This is a genomic window from Streptococcus sp. A34 (assembly GCF_043674115.1).
Taxonomy (GTDB): domain Bacteria; phylum Bacillota; class Bacilli; order Lactobacillales; family Streptococcaceae; genus Streptococcus; species Streptococcus suis_V.
In genome coordinates, this window is the sequence record NZ_JBIMJM010000001.1 from 50,490 (window position 1) to 75,362 (window position 24,873).

Genomic DNA, 24,873 nt, shown 5'->3' on the forward strand with positions numbered 1-24,873 from the left:
GCTTTTGTGCTGAATTAAGAAAGGAAATTCAAAATCTCTTCTTCCGTCATGCTAGAGTCGCAACGAACTTGGACACCGTCTGCTTTGGCGACGAGGAGACCTGGTACAGTTGGGACACCGTAGTGGTCACGAAGGTTTTGAAGAGCTGGGCTCATCTGGCTAGAGTCCAGGAAGTTGACGGTCAGCTGATTTTCCTGAGCGACCTTGTGGAGTTTCGGTACAAAGCGATTGCAGTAGGGGCAGGTGGCGCGACCGATGAAGAGAATGTCCCCCTCTTTATCTGCCAAGAGCTTTTCAGCCTCTTGCACAGTAACAGTTGTAAAATCTTCGATGTAAGTTTGGAAATCCATAATGTTCACCTCTTTTTTTTTTTTTTACATTATAGAAGAATTTAGCAAGAATTACAAAATTCTGCTACGTTGGGAGCTTTATCTTCTGTAGTTATTGCTCTTGTCCCGTGTTTGTAACTCCTGAACCGTCTTCTAATTCTTGACGTCACTGGCCTCCTAGAGCGTCGGACAGGGTGGGGAAAAAATAGAGGGCGCAGAATTGGCGTAAGTAGAACCATATAAGAGGAGGGATAGTTTGCCTTTTTTGGCAAATGTGCTACAATGTAACACAAAAGAGGGAAAAGCATGAGTACAGTGACAGTTCGATTGAACCAAGAAGAGGAAACTTTTTTCAAAAGTTACGCGCAGTTGACAGGCCAAAGCCTCTCGAGTTTATTTAAGAAGGCGCTGGAGCGGACTATAGAAGATGAGTTTGATTTAAAAATCTACCACCAAGCCTATAAGGAGTACCAAGACGACCCTGAAACCATTTCGCACGCTGACTTCAAGAAAGAGCTAGGTTTTTAACATGTACCGTATTGACTATTCCAAAAGAGCACAGCGTCAGATTCGTAAAATGGATAAGCAGGTATAGAGGTTACTATTTGCCTAGATTGACAAACATCTGGACGGTACAGAAAATCCTAGGCAGCATGGCAAGGGCTTGACATAATGAATGGGGCTATCGTATCGGCGATTACAGACTGATTTGCGATATTCAAGAGGATAAGCTGGTTATTCTGGCCCTTGAGTTTGGACACCGTTAAGATATTTATTAGGCTAGTTTGACCAGTCTTTATTGTTTTCCTTGCTTGGTAGATATTTTGAAGAAAAACTAAAGAAATAAATGTTTTTTTCAGACATATTATATGTTCCCATTTGCTTGGAAAAGAGTTTTACTTTAAAAAATCCTCTTTTTAGGGTATAATGGTCAAAGAAAGTCAAAGAAAGAGGCGATTCCATGGCGATGAAAAATACATCAGACTATATCGAAGAGCATATCAAGGCGATCTTGGATCAGGTCAATGTGGCGGAACTCCGTCGGAGTGAATTGGCCAGTCGGTTTGAGGTCGTGCCCAGTCAGATAAACTATGTCATTAAGACACGGTTTACAGCCAGTCGGGGTTATATTGTGGAAAGTAAACGCGGTGGCGGAGGCTATATCCGAATTGGCCGCATTACCTTTTCGGACAAGCATGAATTGGTTCGTGATTTGTTAAATAATATGGGCGACCAGTTGTCTGCGACCGTTTATAATGATATTTTACAGCTCTTGTTTGATGAGAAATTGATGACAGAGCGCGAGGGCAATTTGTTTCTTGCGACGGGTACAGATGAGGTGCTCGGCAAGGAAGCGGCAAGTATCCGGGCCCGCATGATGCGTCAGATTTTACGGCGCTTAGATAGGAAAGAGGATTAGGGGAATGAATATTTCAAAGGGATTGAAACGGGTTTTTGAGGATGCCCAGCTGATTGCCCAACGTTATAGTAGTGATTTGTTGGAGACCTGGCATGTGCTCTTGGCCTTTGTTATCAACCAAGATACAGTGGCTGGAGCGGTCCTGGCAGATTATCCACCTAGTGTGGCAGACTATGAGCATGCTACCTTTGTCGTGACCGAAAAAGTCTATCAGGAGGACATAGAGTCCTTCAAGGTTTTGCCGTCGTCCAAGCGTTTGGATGAGAAGGCAGCCAATGCCAAAACCATTGCGCAGGCCGTCAAGGCTAAGGAAGTAGGAACAGAGCATCTTTTCCTAGCCATGCTTTTGGACAAGAAAACAGTGGCCAGTCAGATTTTGGACAAGGTTGGTTTTCACCATGAAGACTCGGATGATAAGATTCGCCTGCTAGATTTGCGGAAAAATCTTGAGACCCGTGCAGGCTTCAACAAGGAAGATCTTAAGGCCATTCGTCTGGCCTTGAAGGGGCGCAAGGCTCCTCAACAGACCATGGGGCAGATGATGGGTGGCGGTATGCCTCAGCCCCAGACAGGTGGTTTGGAAGATTACACCCGTGACTTGACTGCCTTGGCTCGTGAAGGCAAGATGGAGCCTGTTATCGGTCGTGATACTGAGATTTCGCGTATGGTGCAGATTTTATCGCGCAAGACCAAGAATAATCCTGTCTTGGTCGGTGATGCGGGTGTCGGGAAAACAGCCCTGGCCCTGGGACTTGCTCAGCGTATAGCGTCGGGAGATGTTCCGCCTAGCCTGGCTAAGATGCGGGTCTTGGAGCTGGATTTGATGAGTGTGGTTTCTGGGACCCGTTTCCGTGGGGATTTTGAGGAGCGGATGAACAATATTATAAACGACATAGAAGAAGATGGTCAGGTGATTCTTTTCATCGATGAGCTTCATACTATTATGGGCTCTGGTTCTGGGATTGATTCGACCATGGATGCGGCCAACATCCTCAAGCCTGCTCTGGCGCGTGGCACTCTGCGGACGCTTGGTGCGACGACCCAGTCGGAATATCAGAAACATATCGAGAAGGATGCTGCTCTGGTTCGCCGTTTTGCCAAGGTCATCATCGAAGAGCCAACAGTGGCGGACAGCATTGCCATTTTGGCAGGTCTCAAAGGGACTTTTGAAAAATACCACAGGGTCCAAATCACAGATAGTGCTGTAGAGACAGCCGTGACCTATGCCAAGCGGTATTTGACCAGCAAACGCCTGCCGGATTCAGCAATTGACTTACTAGACGAATCAGCGGCAAGGGTGCAGAACCGTGTCAAGGGTCAGCCAGTTGCGACAGGCTTGACAGTCCTTGACCAGGCCCTCATGGCTGGCAAATATAAAACGGTCAGTAAGCTCCTCCTGGCTGAGAAAGAGGCTGTTAAAGCCGGCCAAGGTTACGACTTAGAAGTGACGGAGGCAGATATTTTGGAGACCCTCAGTCGCCTGTCGGGTATTCCAGTGCAGAAACTCAGCCAGACAGATGCCAAGAAATACCTGAACCTGGAAGCAGAACTCCACAAGCGGGTCATCGGTCAGGACCAGGCCATCTCAGCCGTCAGCAGAGCCATTCGACGCAATCAGTCTGGCATTCGGACCGGTCGCCGTCCAATCGGTTCCTTTATGTTCCTGGGGCCAACAGGTGTCGGCAAGACCGAGCTGGCTAAGGCCCTGGCAGAAGTCCTCTTTGATGATGAGTCGGCACTAATCCGCTTTGATATGTCCGAGTATATGGAGAAATTTGCGGCCAGCCGCCTCAACGGTGCGCCTCCAGGCTATGTTGGCTATGAAGAGGGTGGCGAGTTGACGGAAAAAGTCCGCAACAAGCCTTACTCTGTCCTTCTCTTTGACGAGGTTGAAAAGGCCCACCCAGATATTTTCAATATCCTCCTCCAGGTCTTGGACGACGGTGTCTTGACAGACAACAAGGGGCGTAAGGTAGATTTCTCTAATACGATTATTATCATGACCTCCAACCTTGGGGCAACTGCCCTGAGGGACGATAAGACGGTTGGTTTTGGTGCCCTTGATTTGTCCAAGAGCCAGGAGCATGTGGAAAAACGGATTTTCGAGGAATTGAAAAAGGCCTACCGCCCAGAGTTTATCAACCGTATTGATGAAAAGGTTGTCTTCCACAGCCTATCTGAAGCGGATATGCAGGATATTGTCAAGGTCATGGTGCAGCCGCTGATGGCCATCACGGCCGAGCGTGGTCTGACCCTCAAGTTGCAACCGTCTGCACTCAAACTCCTAGCGACAGAAGGCTACGATCCAGAAATGGGTGCCCGTCCGCTCCGCCGTCTCTTGCAGACCAAGCTGGAAGATTCATTGGCAGAAATGCTCTTGCGTGGTGACCTGGTTGGCGGTCAAACCCTTAAAGTGGGCGTCAAAGCTGGCCAATTGAAATTTGACATAGTGTAAGAAGGAAAGGGAGAACGTATTCGCCATTTCCCTAAAATATAAAATGTAAATAGGTATCTTATGAAAAAAACTGTTGCTGTTATTTTTGGGACCTTTGCGCCTATGCACAAGGGTCACATTGACCTGATCCAGCGGGCCAAGCGAGCCTGTGACCGAGCGGTGGTCATCGTATCTGGTTATGAAAATGACCGTGGGGACAAGATTGGCCTGGGTCTGCAAAAGCGTTTTCGCTATATTCGTGAAACTTTTAATGACGAGTCCTTGATTTCGGTTTATAAGCTAGACGAAACAGGCATGCCTCCTTATCCAGAAGGTTGGGCGCCCTGGCTAGAGGCCTTACAACAGCTGGTGCAGGCTGGCGAAGACGAGGAATTGGTCTTCTATGTTTCTGAAAAAGAATACTCTGCGGAGCTGGAAGAGCGTGGCTTCAGAGCATCTTTCACCGAGCGTAATTTCGGTATTTCGGCTACCCTAATTCGGGAAAATCCAGCCAAGCACTGGAACCTGATTGCCAAGCCCTTCAGACGGCATTTTTCAAAAAATGTCTTGGTGGTTGGTTCGGCCTCAAACGGCAAGACTACCCTGGTCAAGGATTTGGGACGCTATTATTCCTGTCCTGTCTCCCTAGAGTACGCCCGCTATTACCAAAAGCGCTACAATGTTCGTGACGATGAGTTGACAGGCAAGGATTACAATTACCTGCTGACGGGCCAGTATCGCCAGACCTCTGATTTGATTGACTCAGACACCAATCGTGGGCTGGTCATTGCGGATACCAATGCGACTGTGACCGAGGCCTACTATAACTACTATATCGGCGAAAGCTCCAGCTCCTTCCATTCCCTCTGTGCTGACACGGTCAAGAATGAAAAGTGGGACTTGATTATCTTTGTCCTGCCGACAGGTAACTATGTGGACGACGGTTTTCGGGACATGTCTATGGCCGACCAGGAAGTACGCCATGCTTTTACGGAGTTATTGAAAAAATTAGTGGCAAAAAATCACCCAGATGCGCATTTGGCCTTTATCGGTGGGTCCTATCTGGAAAACTATCAAAAATCCATTGATCTGATTGATGCCATCTATCAGGAATTTTAGGAGAAAATAGGAGATATGGAAAAAATAAAACAGATACTGACTGGCTGGGTGGAGGGCATCCGAAATGTCCCTGCCACCTTTGTGAAATTAGGCCAGGCAGCCAAGGAATTAGGATTTTTCGGGCTCTTGAAGGCAGCCTTTGCGGATATGTTTTTGGGACGGACAGCTTTTCAGTGGCTCTATCTCATCGGCCTATCCAGTGTGCCGCTGATTTTAGAGTTTACCAGCGGTAGCGACAAACACGACTGGATGGGGCTCTTTGCCTCCTGGACGGGGATTGTCTGTGTCATCATGGTAGCAGAAGGCCGGGCTAGTAACTATGTTTTTGGTTTTATCAACAGTCTGATTTACTTTGTGCTTTCCTATAATAGTGCCTTTTATGGGGAAGTGATGACAGCTGTTTTCTTCTTGGCCATGCAGCCTATCGGCCTTTATACTTGGTTGGCTGCCCGTATCAATGAAACCGAGGATGAGACGCCTGAAATCAGCGAATTTGAAACCCGCAGTCTGTCTTTCTTTGGTTGGGTCAAATGGCTGAGCTTCACAGCTCTTGTCTGGGGGATTTTTGGTCTTCTCTACCAATCTATCGGATCTGCCAGACCCTTCCGAGATTCTGTGACAGACGGAACCAACTGGACAGGGCAATTTCTCATGACTTATCTTTACAGGGAACAGTGGCTCTTCTGGATTGCGACCAACCTCTTTTCTATCTACCTCTGGTGGGGAAATTCCATCCACATGCAGGCCATGTACTGGGTCTACGCTCTCAATAGTGTCGTCGGCTGGTACCAATGGTCCAAGGCTATGAAAAAGGGATAGGAAATTAAAAACTTAAATACAAAAACAACCTCCGAGTCAGCATTCGGAGGTTTTGCTATTGCTACCAGCCATAATTTGGCTCTTCACAGGTCATCAGGGCTTGGAATAGTTCTTCGGGCGTAGTGACTTTCAGCCCACCGTATCTATGGTCCTGGACATTGGGAGAGGGGTCGAGGTAGTAGAGCTGCTCAATATCCTTCCCGTCTTCTGTGGTCAGATAGCCAATACCAATGACGTTGTGCTCCCCTTTTTTACTAGGATACATCACAGCGGAGTCAAAAGTGTAGTACATAGGGTAGCCAGCATCAATATTTTCCCTGACCCTCTGCTTAAACAAGGCCATCTCTTGTCCAGCTGGATTAGGGTCCGTCACCGTCACCAGCCGATAGCCAGCCTGACCATCTGTAGGATATTCATAGCCGAAAAGATGTTTATTGAGGATGCGAATGGCGTCACGATTATGGGTGCCAAAAGGCTCGTAGGTTCCCATTTCAAACGCCAACTGCTTCTGCCCAACATGGACGCCCTGACTAGATAGCATCATACTGACAGTCGTCGGAGCGCAATAGTTCCAGACAGTTTGGATTTGCGGTTGGACACTCAGCTGTTTTTTGATTCGCTTGGATGCCGGCTTTTCCTGCTCTGGTTCGGAACTCGGTGTGGTCTCATTTGGTTCATTTTCTTGGGTAATGGCAGAGCTACTGGAGCTTGAAGAGCTAGGGTTTTTATTCTGTTCTCCACTTGTTTTGACAACAGAGCTACTTGTCGACTTTACTTCAGGGGAGGTCTGCTCCTGCCGAGGGACAAGCAGAAAAAAGCTGGCAGAGGCAAGAATGAGAGCTAAAGAAGACAGACAGAGACTGATAAGAATAGCTTTTGATTTCATAGCCACCTCCTGGAGGATTTTGTAAAGTATTTCACAATATTAGTATATTATAATTATATGTTTTTATCAAGAACTATCCATAAAAAATGGCTGAGGCATGCCCAACCATTTCCTTATATTTTATTTATTAACACGTCTTTTGCGGAGATGACAAAGGAGACCAGCTGGAACTGATCTCCTTTTGTTTATTTAACTTGTTTTGCTTGATAAGCAGCGCGTGCTTGGTCAAAGAGCTCTTGGACTTCTTCGATGGTTTCGGCACGGGATACGGCACCACGGATTTTAGCGGCACCAGCTGAGCCACGCAGGTAGTGGGGCGCTAGACCACGAAATTCGCGGACGGCAATGCTTTCGCCCTTGAGATTTGTCAAGCGGGTCAGGTGGTCAAAGGCGACATTGAGCTTGTCCTCAAAGGATAGGTCGGGTAGGATTTCACCCGTTTCCAGATAGTGGTTAATCTGGTTGAAGATGTAGGGATTTCCCATAGCGGTCCGGCCGACCATGACAGCGTCAGCCCCAACTTCCTCGATACGCTGGCGGGCATCTTCGACATTGCGGATGTCGCCGTTTGCGATGAAAGGAATCTTGGTCAGGTTGCCGGCAACCCTGGTCAGGGTTTCGAGGTCAACAGTTCCAGTGTACATCTGCTCGCGGGTCCGTCCGTGCATGGCCAGGGCAGCCACACCAGCACTTTCTGCGGCCAGGGCATTTTCGACCGCCAGGTCGGTATTATTCCAACCGGTCCGCATCTTAACGGTCAGAGGAATGTCGAGGACGGAAGTCACTTCCTTGATGATGTGGTAAATCTTGTCAGGGTCCTTGAGCCACTTGGCACCAGCCTCGTTCTTGATGACCTTGTTGACAGGGCAACCCATGTTAATATCTACGATATTGGCCTTGGTGTTTTTCTGAATGAAGTCAGCTGCACGTTTGAGGCCCTCAGCCTCGCCACCGAAAAGCTGGATTGACATAGGGTATTCGTTGTCGTCAATATGGAGCATATGGAGAGTCTTCTCGTTGTTGTAGAGAAGGCCTTTTTCAGAAATCATTTCCATAACGACCAGGCCAGCGCCCATTTCCTTGGCAATGGTGCGGAAGGCCGAGTTGGTCACGCCAGCCATAGGAGCCAGCACGCAGCGATTGGGGATTTCCACATCACCAATCATGAAAGGGGTATTGAGATTAGCCATTGATGAGTTCCTCCAAATCGTTTTCGTCAAAGTGGTAATGGGTCTGGCAGAATTGACAGGTGATGTCCACGCCATTGTCTTCTTCCTTCATCTCTTGTAGGTCCGTTTTTGGCAAGCTGGCTAAAGCATCGAGGAAGCGGTCTTTAGAGCAGTCGCAGACAAAACCGATTTCTTCTTCTGACAGGCGCTTGAAGTCGTCGTCGCCATAAATGGCGGATAGCAGAGCTTCTATGTGGTTTTCAGACGCCAGCAAGCTAGAGATGGCTGGCATTTCTTGGATGCGTTTTTCGAAACGGGCAATTTCAGCCTCGGTCGCACCTGGTAAAACTTGCAGCAAGAAGCCACCAGCTACTTTGACCTTGTCTTCCTCGTCCAACAATACATTGAGCCCCACCGCAGAAGGTGTTTGTTGGCTGTCTGTTAAGAAATAAGCAAAGTCTTCACCGATTTCACCAGAAATCAATGGTGTCATGGAATTGTAAGGGTGACCTGTTCCGTAGTCTGTAATGACCAGGAATTGACCATTGCCTACAAGTGGTCCAACGATAACCTCGCCAGTCGCCGTCCGTTTGTAGTCCAAGTCTGGGTTTTGAATGTAGCCCTTGACCTGCCCTTTGGTATTGGCAACAGAGATGATAGCCCCAACAGCACCGCTGGCCAAGATTTTCAGGGTGATTTTGGTATCGCCTTTTTCATTGGCAGCCAAAATCTGATTGGCAATGAGGGTGCGACCCAGAGCAACGGTGGACGACGCCATAGTGTCGTGTTTTTCTTGGGCTGTTTTCACGGTTTCTGTGCTATCTAGCACAAAGGCACGGAAATGCCCGCTTTTTGATAGAGTCTTAATAATTTTATCCATAAGGATTATTATAGCACAAGTGGGGAAAATGGGGAAAGGGAGTGACCGAAAGTAAAAAACTGACTATGACTAGCCAGTTTATAGTTCAGGAAACAACTTCCGTAATATCTTCGGTGTAATGCTCTGACCAGGTCCTGCGTAGGTATAGGTATGCAGGTACATGGCAGGGTTAAAGTTAAGTTCGATACAGGTGCAGTTGGGTTCTTCCTTGCTGGCTGGCTTAGTGCGGTCAGGAATAATCAAATCTACACCGCAGGCCCAAGCTCCCATAGCAGTTGCCATAGCGGCAGCCAGTTGTTTGTAGGACTGGTCCATCTGGTCGGTCATATCAATAGAGTCACCACCGGTGGAGATATTGGAATTGCCACGCAGAAAGGCTTGGACGCCTTCTGGCAAAACTGTATCGGGTGTGTAGCCCTGTTGCTCCAACATAAGCAGTTCGATGTCGCCCAAGTTAATGATCTCCAGCGGTGAACGGTGGTCACGGCCACGCAGGGGGTCTTGATTTTTCAAGTCAACCAATTGGCGGATGGTGGAGATTCCGTCACCGACAACATTGGCTGCAACGCGCAGCAAGACAGCCTCGCACTTGCCATCTAAGACGAAGAAACGGTACTCTGTTCCCGCTACAAACTCCTCAACTAGCACATGGCTATCTTCCGAAAAGGCGATGTCAAGGGCTTTTTCATAGTCCGCAAGGCTTGCTGGCTCCTGGAAGATAGAGATGCCTAGACCAAAGTTGGTAGATTTGGGTTTGACGACAATGGCAGAGCTAACAATTTGTCCGTAATACCGCAGGGCCTCGTCTTTGCTAGCAAATTCAGCTCCCGCAGGTACGGGAAAACCGGCTGCGCGGAGAATTTTTTTGGTGACCACCTTGTTGGCCATGGCCAGAGGCACGACATAATTGTCCTTGGAGGTCATATTGCCATTTTTGATGTACTCGACATGGTCACCATGCCAGAGCTTGAGAAACTGGTCTTCTTCATCCAAGATCTCGACATGCAAGCCCATCTGAATGGCGTCAAAGAGAATCATCTGGGTGGAGAGTTCCATGTTTTCATAGCCCTTGAGGGCGTATGGGGCTGTCCAAGCATAGTCATGGAAGAGTCGTCCTTGCTGCTGACCAAATCGTTCCAAAGATCCGTCTTCAACCTGCTCTGCTATTTTTCCAGAGAGGGTTAAGCGTGGGTCTTGAAGGGCTGCCTCTACCTGAGCGATGAGCTGGCTGTAGTAGTCGTCCAGTCCAAAGTGGGCGACGATCTCTGTCATGGCGGTCAGGATAGGGCGGGCGTCTGCCTCTGCTGGTAGGGGAGTGTGGGGGTGGCTGAGGGAGATGCGGTTGTTGAGGTCTGCCGCCTGAGCCAGCTCCTCGTCAACCCGCTCCATATCATCAAGCCAGAGCAGAGCCAGGGCGAAAAGGTGGGTGGTGTCAAGGGTCTCTTGGCTAATGGCCAGAGGCTCGAAGGGGTTGAGGTCGAAGTTGCGGAACTCCAGGTAGGTAATGCCTTTTGTCAAAAAGTCCCGGCTGGTCTTGGCACCACGGAGGCGGACAGCGGAGTAAAATTCCTTTTCAGCAGACAGCTGTCCGCTAGCCACAGTCAGCTCGATGTCGGTCACATATTGCTCCAAAGAAGAGAAGGAGATGTGGACATCGGGGGCGTTGACATAGCCGTAGTTGGAATTGCGAATGGACCGCACGCAGCCAATTTCCTCTGTCAAAAATCCTTTTTCAGCCAGACTGCTAGCTCCGTAGAGGTAGGTCAAGAGCCAGCGGTAGCGTAGGAAATTCTGAGCTAGCTTGAGATAGAGGGCGTTTTTGAAGGTGATGAGGTCGTCGTAATCGCTGGCTTCAAAGAGTTGCTGGGTCAGGTCCTTTCCTAGCTCGAAGTTGTAGTGGATGCCTGACATGGACTGGAGTAACTTACCATATCGTTCACCCAAACCGACACGGTACTGGTACTCGTAGTCGCTTTCCAGCTGGGCGATTTGAATTTCGTCCTCGGTGATGTGAGGAGGCATGGACAGGGGCCAAAGGTATTCGTCCTTGTTCATGGACCGACAGGCAACGTCTGTGATGGCGCCCAAAAAGCGACGCGCTTCTTTGGTCGAATGAGCCACAGGGGTAATCAACTCCAGTTGTGGCTCGCTGTAGTCGGTCTGGATATAGGGATGGAAGGATCGTGAACCTAGTTTTTCAGGGTGGGGCGTCTGAGCCACACGATTTTCAGTGTTAATCCGCAGAGATTCTCTTTCTAAGCCAAAAGTTGCTTGAAGAATGGGTGCGGTAGAGGGTAAGTGTTTCAGCATAGTGTCTATTCCTGTTATTTTCTTATTCCAATTTTATCTAGTTTGCTGAAGAAATACAAATTTTCGCTACGTTTTGGCTTGAAAATCCAGAGAAAACGACCAAAAGCAAGGTTTAGACTTCGGAATTTTCCATCAAAGGACATAATATTTTTGTAAAAACAGCGCCAACAATCGTATTTTGCTTGTTTTAGAAACAGTAAAAAAATAAAAGTTCGTCATTTTTGAAATACGGGCTATTTCTTGATGAAACGTTCGTTTTTTGATAAAATAGATTGTAAACGAAACTTGCAGGTGAAATTCCTGCCAGAAGTGTTTGAAAGGAATTGGACACCAAGGAAAAGTTGGAGCTGTCAAAGGTTTAAAGGCAGACTTTCTAGTCGATTTGGCGGTGTTCTAGGTATCTTAAATTATGACATCAGTAGTTGTTGTTGGAACCCAGTGGGGTGATGAAGGAAAAGGCAAAATCACGGATTTCCTCTCTGCCAATGCGGAAGTCATCGCACGTTATCAAGGTGGTGACAATGCCGGTCACACCATCGTCATTGATGGCACCAAGTACAAATTGCACCTGATCCCGTCAGGAATTTTCTTTCCAGAAAAAATCTCTGTCATCGGTAACGGTGTCGTGGTCAATCCAAAATCCTTGGTCAAGGAAATCAATTACCTTCATGACGAGGGTGTAACGACAGACAATCTGCGCATTTCAGACCGCGCTCATGTCATTTTGCCATACCATATCAAATTAGACCAATTGCAGGAAGAAGCCAAGGGGGATAATAAAATCGGGACAACCAACAAGGGTATTGGTCCTGCTTACATGGACAAGGCTGCGCGTGTGGGTATCCGTATCGCCGACCTCCTAGATAAGGAGATTTTTGCAGAACGTCTCCGTACCAACTTGGCTGAGAAAAATCGTCTTTTCGAGAAAATGTACGATTCTAAGCCAATCGAATTTGACGAGATTTTTGAAGAATACTACGCCTACGGTCAAGAAATCAAGCAATATGTGACCGATACGTCTGTCATCCTCAACGATGCTTTGGACCAAGGCAAACGAGTCTTGTTTGAAGGTGCCCAAGGGGTTATGTTGGATATTGACCAAGGTACCTATCCATTCGTTACTTCTTCAAACCCTGTTGCCGGTGGTGTGACCATCGGTAGTGGTGTTGGTCCAAGTAAGATTGACAAGGTTGTCGGTGTATGTAAGGCCTACACCAGCCGTGTTGGTGACGGACCATTCCCAACTGAATTGCACGATGAAATCGGAGACCGTATCCGTGAAATCGGTAAAGAGTACGGCACGACCACAGGTCGTCCACGCCGTGTCGGTTGGTTTGACTCAGTGGTGATGCGCCATAGCCGCCGTGTGTCAGGTATTACCAACTTGTCCCTCAACTCGATTGACGTTTTATCAGGTCTTGACACCTTGAAAATCTGCGTGGCTTACGACTTGGATGGGGAGCGCATTGACCACTATCCAGCTAGCCTTGAGCAACTCAAGCGTTGCAAACCAATCTACGAAGAGATGCCAGGATGGTCTGAAGATATTACAGGCGTGCGTAGCTTGGATGAGTTGCCAGAGGCGGCCCGCAACTATGTTCGCCGTATCAGCGAATTGGTCGGTGTCCGTATCTCGACGTTCTCGGTAGGACCAGGTCGCGAACAAACCAACATCCTTGAAAGTGTCTGGAGTTCTAAATAGGATATTGAGCGGGAAATCAGTAGAGTTAGGAGGAGAAAAATAGTATGTTCCTCATATTGGGTGTTACTGGAGTCCTGTTCTTATTCAGCATATTGGTGGGCTACCTGGTTTTCGTGGTTGCTTGGAGTTTGCCACGTATGGAGGATAAACAGCAACATCGTTACTATTTGATAGGCTCCTTGCTAAGTCTGCTCCTATTTCCCTTTATTGGACCCTTGGTTTTTCCTATATTTGGCTTTAGCCTTGGTTATGGAATTTCTGCTCCACTGTCAAAAGGATGGAGAACCTTTTTGATAATAGTAGGGGTGGTATTGCTGCTTTGTTCAGGTCTAGCTCTTTTTTGGATTGCCGAAACCGTGTTGGATCTATATTCAAATTAAAGATTGAAGGGCAAGTTCTATCTGAACTTGTTCTTTTTTGATATTCTGCTATAATAGATTTTACTAGATTCTATAAAATAAAGAGGTTTACAAATGGAAAGTTTATTTTTACCCCTAATCATGGTGGCTATGGTTGGTTTCATGTTTTATTCACAGCGTAAGCAACAGAAACAGCGCCAAGACGCCCTTAGTCAAATCAAAAAAGGTGACGAAATCGTGACCATCGGTGGCTTGTTTGGTATCGTTGATGAAATCGACGACAAGAAGGTCGTTCTGGATGTGGATGGTGTCTATTTGACTTTTGAACGTGGAGCCATTCGCAATCGTGTGATGCCGGCTACCACGACAACAGTAGCAGCAGAAGAACCAGCTCTAGAAACAGTTGAGCCAGTTCAAGAATCAGTTATTGAAGAGTGAAGAAAAGAGAGTTATTGACTGCCCAGCTAATTTTGGGAGTCAATAACTCTTTTTGTGTATAGGTAGGTATAGAGATAGATGATGGGTTGCATGAGAGTGTTACGTTCTGTAAGTGAGAAATTTCACTCTTGGAGAATCATCTTATCCACTCTCAACTCTTATCAATGAACCTAAGTTCTATCGTCAACTTCGTTTCCTAGGCTCAGCTACTTTTGATTTTCTTTGAGTATTAGCAGGAATTTACTAAGATTCGTTATTGCTAATTGTTTAGTTTTTCAACTGCTTCCTGTGGTAGCGGTACCTCTCCGCAGCGGTAAATATTGTATATTTTTGAAAAGTATACTTACAAACAAACTTTATCTAAATTTTGACCAAATGTGAAACGAGTTTTCTTCGATAGAGTCCATAGAAGTAACAGCTTCGTTTGCGTCTGTATTGTATGCAATTAATTGATTTCCAGCTAGTATGAGAATTGTGTCAGAATTAATTCTTTTTACATCTTTTATGTAAGCTTGATTACTAGAAAGACCATATTGAGAAAGGTCTACGAATTGAGTAGAATAATCACGGGTATTGAAAAGGCTAAAGCAGACCTTGCCAGAGTCATTTCGTTCGTGTTCTATTGCCAATATATCTTGACCAAGGTCGTAGATGTTGGTTGGTGAAATTTCAGGTAAATCAATAAATTCACTTTGCTTAGAGTCTAAGTCATAGTGGAGAATTTTACCAATGGGTACCCATGACGCATAGGGAGAATCTCGGCGCCCATTCACAACAGCAAATAGACTGTTGTTTTTTATAATAGTGTCTTCAAAAGAATAGGTGGTATCTGAGTTTTCAAAAAGAGTCTCCTTGCTTTCCAAACGTATTTCACCATTATTGATAGACAATTTATATAGATCTGTAGGAAAAGTTCCTTGTCCATGTACCTTTGTGCCCAGAAAGTAGATATAGTCTCCATCTGCTTTAAAATCATTTCCTAGTAGGGGTTCTTCAAAAATATATTTGTTTTTTTTGTTTAGATTCGAATCAAATGAGGCGATGAAGGTTTCTCCTGTATTGGCTTCAGATGTGAAGTAAAGATTTTGATATTGACCCGAGGAGGTGTAGGCATACTCAGGTGTTTTGTTATATCGAATTTTCCCATCTTCAAAATCAATGGAAATAATCCGTCCGACAACCCCTAACGGAGGACCTTCTTCTGAAAAAACCAAATAACGATTTTCCAATTCTGCACGATGGACAGTAGGGTTTATTTGCCCTTTTACAAGCTCAATTGAGTTTGTAGAGACGGGAATAAATTCCTTGTTTTCAAAGCGGTATCCAGTGATATTGTTATTGCTGATGATATAGAAATCTGCCTCAGAGTTAATATCTATTGTCGGATTGGATAGAATTTTGGTTGCAATTAAATAAATACTTATGGCTATCATCAATCCGACAATTAATAAAAGTATTTTCTTTAACCTTTTCATAAACCACCTCCATTATCGGTTCCTATAGACAATGGTTGTTTTGGGGTTGTTTACAAACTCACCAGGATGGATAGCAATAGCTGCTCCAGCATCGTTATCGCTTTTATTTAAGTCAACACCAGCAGTATAATAGTAAGCTGCCCAAACTAATTGAGAGCAGTAAAAACTTCCTGTTTGTCTGGCATTCCAGAAGTTGATGTTATAAGGTTTCCCAACTTGCTGTCCTGCCCAATGTCCGGCGTTCCAATCCTGTTGCACACTAGTTGCATTCACACCTACTTGCCAGATTGTGTGGGAACTGCTAGTCCATTCTCCGCTTTTAAGTCTAATATTTTCGCCTTTTCTAGGAGCTTCAGCTACAACATGAACATCTTGAGGGGCAACAATAGCGGCATGCCATGTATTAATACTTTTGGTTCCGAAGCCTTGGGTGGTAACACAGATTAGTCCATCACGCCAACTCCAAGTTCCGATGCGGGCACGGGTGCGATCTTTGACATCGGCCTGTACAGGTGCTGTTAAACCATATTCTAAATATTCCTGCTCTAAATTAGGCATATTTTCCAGAATAGACTCTTGCTCAGGAGTTAGTTGTACATCATTTCCGACAGAAGTATTAGCATCACGATATAAGTCAGTGCTATCTTCAGCATTTATTGTAGCTACAGGTAAAGCCAAGGATAGACAGAGGACAGAGAAAGCTGTCAATAATTTTTTATTTTTTATTTTGAATTCCTCCTTATTGGAAGCAAAGAAAATTGAAATAGCTAGCGTCATCTTTTGAATTTGCTCAGATAAAGATGACGGTCTTTTCTGGGGGAAATTAGAGATGTGGTTGAAACTTTAGTACATGGGAATCACCTAGACTTTCTAAAGTATAAATATCTATAGCCACCAAAACCAAGGGAAATCGCTAGCTGAAAGCGTAGTGATAACCATTGATAAGGCTAGTATAAAGTAATGAAATTGAAACTTTTTCATAACATACCTCCGGTATTGTTGTATTTTATGTTATAATTTTAACATAAATAAAAAGAGCTTATATAAAATGTAAACTTTAGTTACAAAGTATAGAGAGGATTACTATGAGATGGGATGTTGGCAAAGTTTATAGAGATATTAGAAAGTCTAAGGGTTTGAGTCAGGAGGATGTTTGTGGTAATGAGATTTCACGTGTCTCCTTATCTAAGTTCGAAAATTGTAAATCAATTCCTAGCTTTGAACACATGCTATACTTACTGGACCAAATAGATATGACTGTCGAAGAGTTTGTATATATTTGTAATCTTTATCATCCATCGGAACGCCAAAAAATTTTGGACAAAATGCAAGATATTCCAGCGTTGCTTGGAACTAATGGAATCCGTGATATACTGGAGGACTGTGAGCGGTATTTGAAAAGGAGTCATGATATTACCATCCAAAATATTTTTTTACGCTTGCGACTTGTTAATCATATTCGAGAAAATGGTTTGACTGAGAAGGTGGAGGAGCGCCAAGAATTTGTTGATCAAATTCTTACTTATTTGGAAAAACATGATACTTGGTATTTGAGTGATTTGAAATTTTTGACAGCAGTGTTATTTTCTTTATCATTTGAGTCGTTGGAGTATTTGACAGATAAAATTTTACTAACACTTGATAAGTATGACGGCTTTATAGAGGTGATTGATAAAAAGTTTGGTATTTATGCTAACCTATCGACGGTTTATCTAGCTAACGGACGAATAAAACAGGCAACTGAGTTTGCTGATAGAATGCTGGATGTTGCTCAAAAAACGAAACGTTACGATTTTTTAGGATTTGCATGGGTTCGACTAGGCATTTGCCAATCAAACCAATCTCTGATTGAAAAAGGTGTCGATTTACTTGAACTATGCGGTGATAATCTTGCCTTGCAGCAAATTAAAATGGAGATTGACCGTAGCTTTATGCAACATTAGTTTCTAATCCTGTCTCAAACTCAAAATATTCGGTTAGAACAATATGGACAGAAAAACCAGGGGAATCCTTGGTTTTTATCTTATCCTCATGATGTGCTTTTTGCTTAAAAACTAGAGACTGTGGTATAATAGACTGATTATAGCTTGAGGAAAAAGTCATGTTTAAGTGGAATTTTAAGAAAAAAGAGAAGTTTGAGACGCCTGTGGAGGTGCCCAAACATATTGCCATCATTATGGATGGGAATGGTCGCTGGGCCAAAAAACGGATGCAGCCTCGGATTATGGGGCATAAGGCCGGTATGGATGCCCTGCAAAAGGTAACAAAAACAGCGTCTAAACTAGGGGTCAAGGTCCTGACAGTCTATGCCTTCTCAACGGAAAATTGGTCCCGCCCTGAGAAGGAAGTCAAATTTATCATGAATTTGCCGGTTGAATTTTACGATAAATACGTGCCGGAGCTTCATGCCAACAATGTGAAAATCCAGATGATTGGTGACCATTCTCGCCTGCCAGAGGCGACCTTGAAGGCACTGCGGATGGCAGAAGAAAAGACCAGGAGAAATACCGGTCTCATCCTCAATTTTGCCTTGAATTATGGCGGTCGTGATGAGCTGTCTCGTGCGATTAAGGCGATTTCGCAGGATATTTTGGATGCTAAGTTCAATCCAGGGGATATTGATGACAAGCTGATTGCTGATTATCTGTATACAGGTAGTTTGCCGGTTTCCCTGCGAGACCCTGATTTGGTCATTCGGACCAGTGGTGAACTCCGTCTCAGTAATTTTTTGCCCTGGCAGATAGCCTACAGTGAGCTCTACTTCACTGACGTGGCCTGGCCGGACTTTGATGGAGAAGCTCTGCTATTAGCCATAAAAGAATACAATCGTCGCCATAGAAGATTTGGTGGTGTGTAAGGAGAAATGATGACAAAGGAACTAAGAACACGGGTGATATCGGCGGTCGTTGCACTGGCCCTCTTTATCCCTGTTATATATATTGGTGGGGTGACCTTCCAGTTGGTGCTGGGGCTCTTGGCCATGCTGGCTACTGCGGAATTGATGCGGATGTACAAGCTGGCGCCTAATTCCATTGAGGGTATCCTGGCCATGCTGGGAAGTTTTGTCTTGACCCTTCCGCTTGAGAACTATCTGCCATTTTTGCCGACGGATGGGAACTATGTGGCCTTTACGGTCATTGTCTTTATTCTGATGGGTTCGATCGTTTTCCATACAGGCACCTATACTTACTCAGAAGTGGTCTATCCTATTGCCAGCAGTTTTTATATCGGGGTTGGTTTCCACAATCTGGCCCTGGCGCGTATGGATAGTCTCAACAAGCTATTCTTTGCCCTGCTGCTTGTCTGGGCGACGGATATTGGTGCCTATATGCTTGGTCGTCAGTTTGGCAAGCGCAAGCTGGCTCCTCTGGTATCACCTAATAAATCCATTGAAGGTTTTCTCGGTGGGATTGCTTCGGCAGTTGTAGTGGCAGCCATCTATCTCATCTTCTCCAAGGAAATTCGTGACGTCTATTCAATTCCCTTGATGCTGGTCTTGGCGGCTGTATTTTCTGTCGTGGCCCAGTTTGGAGATCTGGTTGAGAGTGCTATCAAGCGCCGTTTTGGTGTCAAGGATTCTGGTAATTTGATTCCAGGGCATGGCGGTATCTTGGATCGTTTTGACAGTGTCATTTTTGTCTTTCCAATCATGCACTTCTTCGGCTTATTTTAAGGAGGTTCCATGAAGGGAATTTTAGCATTTATTTTTATCTTTGGCGTGATTGTGGTTATCCATGAATTTGGTCACTTCTATTTCGCCAAAAAAGCAGGCATCCTGGTTCGGGAATTTGCCATTGGTATGGGTCCGAAAATTTTCGCTCATACGGGCAAGGACGGGACGACCTATACGATTCGTATTCTTCCGCTTGGCGGCTATGTTCGTATGGCTGGCTGGGGCGAGGACAAGACGGAGATTAAGACCGGGACACCGGCCAGTTTGACCCTCAATTCAGACGGCATTGTGACTCGAATCAACCTATCGGGTAAGGGCTTTGATGTCAACAGTCTGCCCATGAATGTGACCGGCTTTGACTTTGAAGATAGGCTGGAAATCACTGGTCTGGTCCTGGATGAGACCAAGACCTATAAGGTGGACCACGACGCGACCATTGTCGAGGAAGATGGGACGGAAGTCCGCATTGCACCGCTGGATGTCCAGTATCAAAATGCGACGATCTGGGGTCGGCTCATGACTAACTTTGCGGGTCCCATGAACAACTTTATCCTCGGTGTTTTGGCCTTCATCCTGCTTATGTTCATGCAGGGCGGTGTGGCCGATACGTCTAGCAATCAGGTGACAGTTGTAGAGGGTAGTGCCCTTGCAGCTGCTGGATTAGAGACTGGAGATAAGATTCTCTCGGTCAATGGTCAGGTAACAGATTCTTACGCCGATATTTCTAAGGTGATTGAGCAGGCAGTGCAGGATGCTAGCAGTGCTCCTAAGTTTGACTTGCTTGTGGAGCAGGACGGGACTGAGAAGAATGTGTCTGTGACTGCCAAGCAGGAAGATGGCACCTACAGACTAGGTGTTTCCCCTATTTTGAAGACGGGTGTCTTGGACAAGATTATTGGTGGTGTCCAGCAGGCCGGAGTGACAGCTCTCATGATTGTCACAGCCTTGAAAAATCTGATTGCCAGCTTTGATGTCAAGCAACTAGGTGGTCCTGTGGCTATCTACTCTGTCAGCAATCAAGCGGCTCAAGATGGTTGGATGTCTATTATTGGACTGATGGCTATGTTGTCGATAAACGTAGGAATTTTCAATCTCATTCCGATTCCGGCCCTTGATGGTGGAAAAATTGTTATGAATATCCTGGAAGGAATTCGTCGCAAACCGCTCAAGCCAGAAACGGAATCCTACATCACGCTGGCAGGCGTTGCAATCATGGTCGTCCTCATGCTGGTCGTGACCTGGAATGACATTATGCGAGTATTTTTCTAAAATAAAATTTGCAAGGAACTGAATGCCTGCTCTAGGCAGGATGTTCCAGGAACTAAAGAAGAAAGGAAGACAGAGAGTTACTGATTTGAACTCGAGCGTCAGCTTGGAATTTTCAGTCGTCGCCAGTCATTCGTCTCTGGTTTTTCAAAATAAAGAAAGGAACTGAATGCGTGATAAACGCAGGAAGTTCTGAAAACTAAGAAAAAGAAAGGAACAGAGAGTTTTTAGATTTGAACTCGAGCGAAAAGCTCGGAATTTAGATAAACGACTTCTGAAATCAGGATTTCAGGTCGTTTCCTAAAATTCGGTCGCTTTTTGGTCGCTCTCTGTATCATCAACATGAAACAATCTAAAATGATTATCCCGACTCTTCGGGAGATGCCTTCTGATGCGCAGGTCATCAGTCATGCGCTTATGGTGCGTGCTGGTTATGTGCGTCAGATTTCCGCTGGGATTTACAGCTATTTGCCGTTGGCCAACCGTGTGATTGAAAAAGCCAAAAATATCATGCGGGAGGAATTTGATAAGATTGATGCTATTGAATTTTTGGCACCAGCCCTCTTGTCAGCCGACATTTGGCGCGAGTCTGGTCGTTACGATACCTACGGCGATGACCTTTACAAGCTCAAAAATCGCGAAGGTTCTGACTTTATCTTGGGACCAACTCACGAAGAAACAGTGACTCTTTTGGCGCGTGATGCGGTGCAGTCCTATAAGCAGTTACCGCTCAACATCTACCAAATCCAGCCAAAATACCGTGATGAAAAACGTCCTCGTAACGGTCTTCTCCGTGGTCGCGAGTTCATCATGAAAGACGGTTACAGCTTCCACGCTAGCTATGAAAGCTTGGACCAGACCTATGATGACTATAAGGCGGCTTACGAGGCTATTTTTACTCGTGCAGGACTTGAGTTTAAGGCTATCATCGGTGACGGTGGTGCCATGGGTGGTAAGGATAGCCAGGAATTTATGGCCATTACCCCAGACCGTACCGACCTGGACCGTTGGGTTGTCTTGGATAAGTCGGTTGCTTCTTTTGAGGAAATCCCAGAGGATGTTCTTGAAGCGATCAAGGCGGAACTCTTGGCTTGGTCTGTGTCTGGTGAAGATACCATCGCCTACTCTAGCGAATCAGGCTACGCTGCCAACCTAGAAATGGCGACTAGCGAATACAAACCAAGTACAGCAGTTGTCGTCGAAGAAGACTTGGTTAAAGTAGCGACGCCAGATGCCAAAACCATCGACGAAGTGGCAGCCTTCTTGAATGTCGCTGAAGAGCAAACTATCAAAACCATGCTCTTTATGGCAGATGGCGAGCCAGTTGTTGCCCTCCTTGTTGGTAATGATCAAGTTAACGATGTCAAATTGAAAAACCACCTCGGAGCAGATTTCTTTGATGTAGCAGGCCAAACGGATGCTGAAAAAATCTTCGGTGCAGGTTTTGGTTCCCTTGGACCAGTCGGCTTGCCAGAAAACATCAAGATTATTGCAGACCGCAAGGTGCAAGATGTGAAAAATGCTGTTGTCGGTGCCAACGAAGACGGTTTCCACTACACAGGTGCCAATGCGGGACGTGATTTCCAAGTGACTGAGTATGTGGATATTCGTGAAGTCAAGGAAGGCGAACCTTCTCCAGATGGACACGGGGTTCTCAACTTTGCCCGTGGTATCGAGATTGGTCACATCTTCAAACTCGGTACACGCTATTCAGACAGCATGAATGCCAACATCTTGGATGAGAATGGTCGTTCAATGCCGATTATCATGGGATGCTACGGAATTGGTGTTAGCCGTCTCTTGTCAGCCGTTCTTGAGCAACATGCTCGCCTCTTTGTTAATAAGACACCAAAAGGCGAATACCGTTACGCTTGGGGCATCAACTTCCCTAAAGAATTGGCACCGTTTGATGTGCATTTGATCCCAGTCAATGTTAAGGACGAAGAAGCTATGGCCTTGACCCAGTCCATCGAAACAAGCTTGGTGGCTGCTGGTTATGAAGTCTTGACAGACGACCGCAACGAGCGTGTCGGTGTGAAATTCTCTGATAGTGACTTGATTGGCTTGCCAATTCGTGTGACTGTTGGTAAGAAAGCTGCCGACGGCGTGGTCGAAGTCAAAATCAAGGGCACTGGCGACACTGTCGAAGTCCATGTCGACCAGCTCTTGGAAACTTTGAAAATTTTGAATAAGTAACAAATAAAGGAGAGGTTGGGCATAAAGTCCAGCCTCTAACTATTTTATTATGTGATTTTTAGTTCGGGAGCGAGAAAGAACTCGATAGATAAAAAGAGAGTTCGTTTTCCTCGCACAGCTTCAACTGTTTGGGAGACAGTAGAAGGTTGGAAATTGAGCGAACTCAGTTCTCATCATACGTAAAGGTCTGGTTCGGAGCGTAAAACGCGAAGTGCTGAGGATTGTTTCACAATCCCAATTTCCCGCCTTTCACAGTTCCCCAAACTGTGAAAGCCAATCAACCCCTGCGCTGAGATGGTGACACAAACTAAAGAAAGCGAGCCTAGGCTTTTTGCCCAGGCTCTTTTAATAATGAATCTATTTTTTGATTTCAAGCTCCTGTAATTGGTGCAGAATGGTTTCTAAATCGGCTCCTGCCTGTAGGAGAGCGGCAGCTGTATAGCAGCCTTCAACGACGGGAACAGTCTGAATTAGGACTTCTTTTTCTGAAAAATCAGCAACCATTTCGATATTCATCCGAGCGCTTCCTAGGTCGAAAAAGGCTAAGATGGTGTCTGCATCATTTTCTTCTAACTTTGCCTGGACGGCCTCAAAGCTAGTGCCGATTGAACCATCCTCCAAGCCACCGCAGTAGGTCAAAGAAACGTCCTGAGTTACTTCCGAGACTAAATCGATAATCCCCTGGGCAAGATTTTTGGAATGGGAGACTAGTAAGATGCCAGTTTTTGTCATGAACCTGTCACCTCCAGGAGGGATTCAAAGAGTAGGCCAGATGAGTAAGAACCAGGATCGATGTGGCCGACAGAACGTTCGCCAACATAGGAAGCACGTCCCTTAGTCGCAAGTGTATCAGCAGTAGCTTGGACAATTTCCTGAATCAGATTAGGAGTGAGTTTGTCTTCCCTAATGGCAGAGATGACAGGGGTCCAGACGTCGACCATGGTTTTTTCGCCCAGCTCCGCCTTGCCGCGTTTTTGAATCATATCCAGGCCTTCTTGTAACATAGAAGCCAGTTCAGCACCAGCTTGGCTAGCCTTAGATAAACCCATAAAGGCCGAACCGTAGAGGGGACCAGAGGCACCACCTACCTTACTGAGTAGTTGCATGGCTACAATTTTGAAAATCTGGTCCGCACTGGCAAATTCCTTGCCATCCAGTTCAGTCATCACAGCAGCCATCCCACGGGCCATATTGCCTCCATGGTCACCATCACCAATAGGGGTGTCCAGCTCGCTTAGGTAATCCTTGTTTGCTTGAATTTTTTCGTTGAATCGTGTCATCCAAGCTAATGCTGTTCTTACATCCATAGTTTTTCTCCTACCAGCCAGCTACTTGTACAGGGGCGTTTAGAGCCTCTAGCCAGCTTGGTTCTTCTAATTTTATAAGGGTCAATGACAGGCCAGCCATATCAATTGATGTCATGTAATCGCCGATTTTCTTGTAGTCTACCTCAATGCCTTTTTCCAGCAATAGTTTAGCTACGTCGTTGGCAAAGACATACTGCTCCATGAGTGGGGTTGCGCCTAGACCATTGATGAGAAGACCGTAATGTTCGCCTTCTTTGAGCTCAAAGCCTTGAGCTAATTTTTCAACCAATTCGGCTGCCAATGTTGCGGACGGTTGCAATTTTTCCTTCTTATAGCCAGGTTCGCCGTGGATGCCGACCCCATATTCAAACTCATCTTCTTCTAAAACGAAGCCAGGTTTTCCTACTTCAGGAACGGTTGCACCAGATAGGGCCAGACCAATTGTCTTAATCTGTGGAACTAATTTGTCGGCCAACTCTTTGATGGCAGCGAGAGACTGGCCTTGTTCAGCAGCATGTCCGAGAATTTTATGAACTAGGATGGTTCCAGCAACCCCGCGTCGACCTTGGGTATAGAGGCTATTTTCCACGGCAATATCATCGTCGACAACTACACTTGCGACCTCGATACCTTCCATTTCTGCCAATTCTTGGGCCATTTCAAAGTTCATGATGTCACCAGAGTAGTTCTTGATGACCATGAAGACCCCGGCACCTTCATCGGCTGCCTTGATTGCCTCTAGAATTTGGTCCGGTGTTGGGGAGGTAAATACTGCGCCACAGACAGCAGCAGACAGCATACCTTTACCGACAAAGCCTGCATGAGATGGTTCGTGGCCAGAGCCTCCTCCAGAGATGATACCGACCTTGCCAGTCTTTTCTGCCTTGCGGACAATGACTTCAAAGCCCTCTATACGTTCTACCAGGTCATTGTGCATAAAGACCAGGCCATTGAGCATTTCGTCAACAACATTTTCAGGTTGATTGATAATTTTTTTCATGAGAAAACCTCCGTGATATAATACTAAGATTATTATATTGTATTGTGTAGACAAATTAAAGGGACAATTGGTCAATTTTGTCCCTTTTTTT

Annotated in this window: 23 protein-coding genes and 1 pseudogene; 14 read left to right on the forward strand and 10 right to left on the reverse strand. The window is 45.8% G+C overall.

Annotated features, from left to right (window positions below):
* Positions 1–14: 14 nt before the first annotated feature.
* On the reverse strand, positions 15–350 hold the full coding sequence (locus ACHBGV_RS00280; protein ID WP_105111719.1) for a thioredoxin family protein: 336 nt from the start codon (positions 348–350) through the stop codon (positions 15–17).
* 285 nt (positions 351–635) lie between these two features.
* Between ACHBGV_RS00280 and relB the strand changes: the two genes are divergently transcribed.
* The 6 genes and pseudogenes from relB to pnuC all read left to right on the forward strand — a co-directional run bounded on the left by relB (position 636) and on the right by pnuC (position 6,121).
* Positions 636–857 carry a type II toxin-antitoxin system RelB family antitoxin gene (gene relB, locus ACHBGV_RS00285; protein ID WP_172009559.1) on the forward strand — a complete coding sequence of 74 codons (222 nt, stop codon included), beginning with the start codon at positions 636–638 and terminating at the stop codon, positions 855–857.
* Position 858: 1 nt separating this feature from the next.
* Positions 859–1,096, forward strand: a pseudogene (locus ACHBGV_RS00290) (type II toxin-antitoxin system RelE/ParE family toxin).
* A gap of 194 nt (positions 1,097–1,290) precedes the next feature.
* Positions 1,291–1,749 (forward strand): CtsR family transcriptional regulator, encoded by a 459-nt coding sequence (locus ACHBGV_RS00295; protein WP_125265901.1) that lies wholly within the window; start codon positions 1,291–1,293, stop codon positions 1,747–1,749.
* 4 nt (positions 1,750–1,753) lie between these two features.
* The gene (locus ACHBGV_RS00300) at positions 1,754–4,204 is read left to right on the forward strand and encodes an ATP-dependent Clp protease ATP-binding subunit (protein ID WP_394735388.1); all 2,451 of its coding nucleotides are present in this window, start codon (positions 1,754–1,756) and stop codon (positions 4,202–4,204) included.
* A 60-nt stretch (positions 4,205–4,264) separates the two neighbouring features.
* Positions 4,265–5,302, forward strand: coding sequence for an AAA family ATPase (locus ACHBGV_RS00305; protein WP_257117149.1), 1,038 nt, complete (start codon positions 4,265–4,267; stop codon positions 5,300–5,302).
* A 15-nt stretch (positions 5,303–5,317) separates the two neighbouring features.
* The gene (pnuC, locus tag ACHBGV_RS00310; protein WP_172079647.1) at positions 5,318–6,121 is read left to right on the forward strand and encodes a nicotinamide riboside transporter PnuC; all 804 of its coding nucleotides are present in this window, start codon (positions 5,318–5,320) and stop codon (positions 6,119–6,121) included.
* Between the two features lie 61 nt (positions 6,122–6,182).
* Here the strand turns inward: pnuC and ACHBGV_RS00315 are convergent, their stop codons facing one another.
* The 4 genes from ACHBGV_RS00315 to gshAB form a co-directional block, all read right to left on the reverse strand.
* Positions 6,183–7,007 (reverse strand): C39 family peptidase, encoded by an 825-nt coding sequence (locus ACHBGV_RS00315; RefSeq protein ID WP_125265905.1) that lies wholly within the window; start codon positions 7,005–7,007, stop codon positions 6,183–6,185.
* A gap of 185 nt (positions 7,008–7,192) precedes the next feature.
* Positions 7,193–8,197 carry a tRNA dihydrouridine synthase DusB gene (gene dusB / locus ACHBGV_RS00320; protein ID WP_105122238.1) on the reverse strand — a complete coding sequence of 335 codons (1,005 nt, stop codon included), beginning with the start codon at positions 8,195–8,197 and terminating at the stop codon, positions 7,193–7,195.
* A complete protein-coding gene (gene hslO, locus ACHBGV_RS00325; protein WP_394735389.1) occupies positions 8,190–9,056 on the reverse strand; it encodes an Hsp33 family molecular chaperone HslO in 867 nt (288 codons plus the stop codon). Before hslO ends, dusB begins: the two co-directional genes overlap by 8 nt.
* 78 nt (positions 9,057–9,134) lie before the next feature.
* The gene (gene gshAB / locus ACHBGV_RS00330) at positions 9,135–11,366 is read right to left on the reverse strand and encodes a bifunctional glutamate--cysteine ligase GshA/glutathione synthetase GshB (protein WP_394735390.1); all 2,232 of its coding nucleotides are present in this window, start codon (positions 11,364–11,366) and stop codon (positions 9,135–9,137) included.
* A 409-nt stretch (positions 11,367–11,775) separates the two neighbouring features.
* On the opposite strand from gshAB, the gene ACHBGV_RS00335 reads away from it, so the two are divergent.
* The 3 genes from ACHBGV_RS00335 (at position 11,776) to yajC (ending at position 13,865) form a co-directional block, all read left to right on the forward strand.
* Entirely contained in the window at positions 11,776–13,068 is a 1,293-nt protein-coding gene (locus tag ACHBGV_RS00335) for an adenylosuccinate synthase (protein ID WP_394735391.1), read from the forward strand.
* A 44-nt stretch (positions 13,069–13,112) separates the two neighbouring features.
* Positions 13,113–13,448 carry a hypothetical protein gene (locus ACHBGV_RS00340; protein ID WP_105122234.1) on the forward strand — a complete coding sequence of 112 codons (336 nt, stop codon included), beginning with the start codon at positions 13,113–13,115 and terminating at the stop codon, positions 13,446–13,448.
* Positions 13,449–13,541: 93 nt separating this feature from the next.
* Positions 13,542–13,865: a preprotein translocase subunit YajC gene (gene yajC / locus ACHBGV_RS00345; RefSeq protein ID WP_394735392.1), complete on the forward strand. Its 324-nt coding sequence runs from the start codon at positions 13,542–13,544 to the stop codon at positions 13,863–13,865.
* Positions 13,866–14,221: 356 nt separating this feature from the next.
* On the opposite strand, the gene ACHBGV_RS00350 is transcribed toward yajC, so the two are convergent.
* Positions 14,222–15,340 carry a hypothetical protein gene (locus tag ACHBGV_RS00350; protein WP_172009550.1) on the reverse strand — a complete coding sequence of 373 codons (1,119 nt, stop codon included), beginning with the start codon at positions 15,338–15,340 and terminating at the stop codon, positions 14,222–14,224.
* A 12-nt stretch (positions 15,341–15,352) separates the two neighbouring features.
* On the reverse strand, positions 15,353–16,117 hold the full coding sequence (locus ACHBGV_RS00355) for a YiiX/YebB-like N1pC/P60 family cysteine hydrolase (protein ID WP_394718679.1): 765 nt from the start codon (positions 16,115–16,117) through the stop codon (positions 15,353–15,355).
* 308 nt (positions 16,118–16,425) lie between these two features.
* Between ACHBGV_RS00355 and ACHBGV_RS00360 the strand changes: the two genes are divergently transcribed.
* From ACHBGV_RS00360 to ACHBGV_RS00380, 5 genes are all read left to right on the forward strand, one after another.
* The gene (locus tag ACHBGV_RS00360; protein WP_172009548.1) at positions 16,426–17,283 is read left to right on the forward strand and encodes a helix-turn-helix domain-containing protein; all 858 of its coding nucleotides are present in this window, start codon (positions 16,426–16,428) and stop codon (positions 17,281–17,283) included.
* Positions 17,284–17,441: 158 nt separating this feature from the next.
* Positions 17,442–18,197 carry an isoprenyl transferase gene (locus tag ACHBGV_RS00365; protein WP_105111706.1) on the forward strand — a complete coding sequence of 252 codons (756 nt, stop codon included), beginning with the start codon at positions 17,442–17,444 and terminating at the stop codon, positions 18,195–18,197.
* Positions 18,198–18,206: 9 nt separating this feature from the next.
* The gene (locus ACHBGV_RS00370) at positions 18,207–19,013 is read left to right on the forward strand and encodes a phosphatidate cytidylyltransferase (RefSeq protein ID WP_105122233.1); all 807 of its coding nucleotides are present in this window, start codon (positions 18,207–18,209) and stop codon (positions 19,011–19,013) included.
* A 9-nt stretch (positions 19,014–19,022) separates the two neighbouring features.
* Positions 19,023–20,282 carry an RIP metalloprotease RseP gene (gene rseP / locus ACHBGV_RS00375; protein WP_394735393.1) on the forward strand — a complete coding sequence of 420 codons (1,260 nt, stop codon included), beginning with the start codon at positions 19,023–19,025 and terminating at the stop codon, positions 20,280–20,282.
* A gap of 339 nt (positions 20,283–20,621) precedes the next feature.
* Positions 20,622–22,475 carry a proline--tRNA ligase gene (locus ACHBGV_RS00380; RefSeq protein WP_394735394.1) on the forward strand — a complete coding sequence of 618 codons (1,854 nt, stop codon included), beginning with the start codon at positions 20,622–20,624 and terminating at the stop codon, positions 22,473–22,475.
* A 357-nt stretch (positions 22,476–22,832) separates the two neighbouring features.
* Here ACHBGV_RS00380 and dhaM read toward each other — a convergent pair whose 3' ends face one another.
* Genes dhaM through dhaK form a run of 3 tightly spaced genes read right to left on the reverse strand, consistent with a single transcriptional unit; the run spans position 22,833 to position 24,782 of the window.
* Positions 22,833–23,207: a dihydroxyacetone kinase phosphoryl donor subunit DhaM gene (dhaM, locus tag ACHBGV_RS00385; RefSeq protein WP_105122616.1), complete on the reverse strand. Its 375-nt coding sequence runs from the start codon at positions 23,205–23,207 to the stop codon at positions 22,833–22,835.
* Positions 23,204–23,782 carry a dihydroxyacetone kinase subunit DhaL gene (gene dhaL, locus ACHBGV_RS00390; RefSeq protein ID WP_105160275.1) on the reverse strand — a complete coding sequence of 193 codons (579 nt, stop codon included), beginning with the start codon at positions 23,780–23,782 and terminating at the stop codon, positions 23,204–23,206. The genes dhaM and dhaL overlap by 4 nt, the downstream gene beginning before the upstream one ends.
* Positions 23,783–23,792: 10 nt before the next feature.
* On the reverse strand, positions 23,793–24,782 hold the full coding sequence (dhaK, locus tag ACHBGV_RS00395; RefSeq protein ID WP_172066899.1) for a dihydroxyacetone kinase subunit DhaK: 990 nt from the start codon (positions 24,780–24,782) through the stop codon (positions 23,793–23,795).
* Between the last annotated feature and the right edge of the window lie 91 nt (positions 24,783–24,873).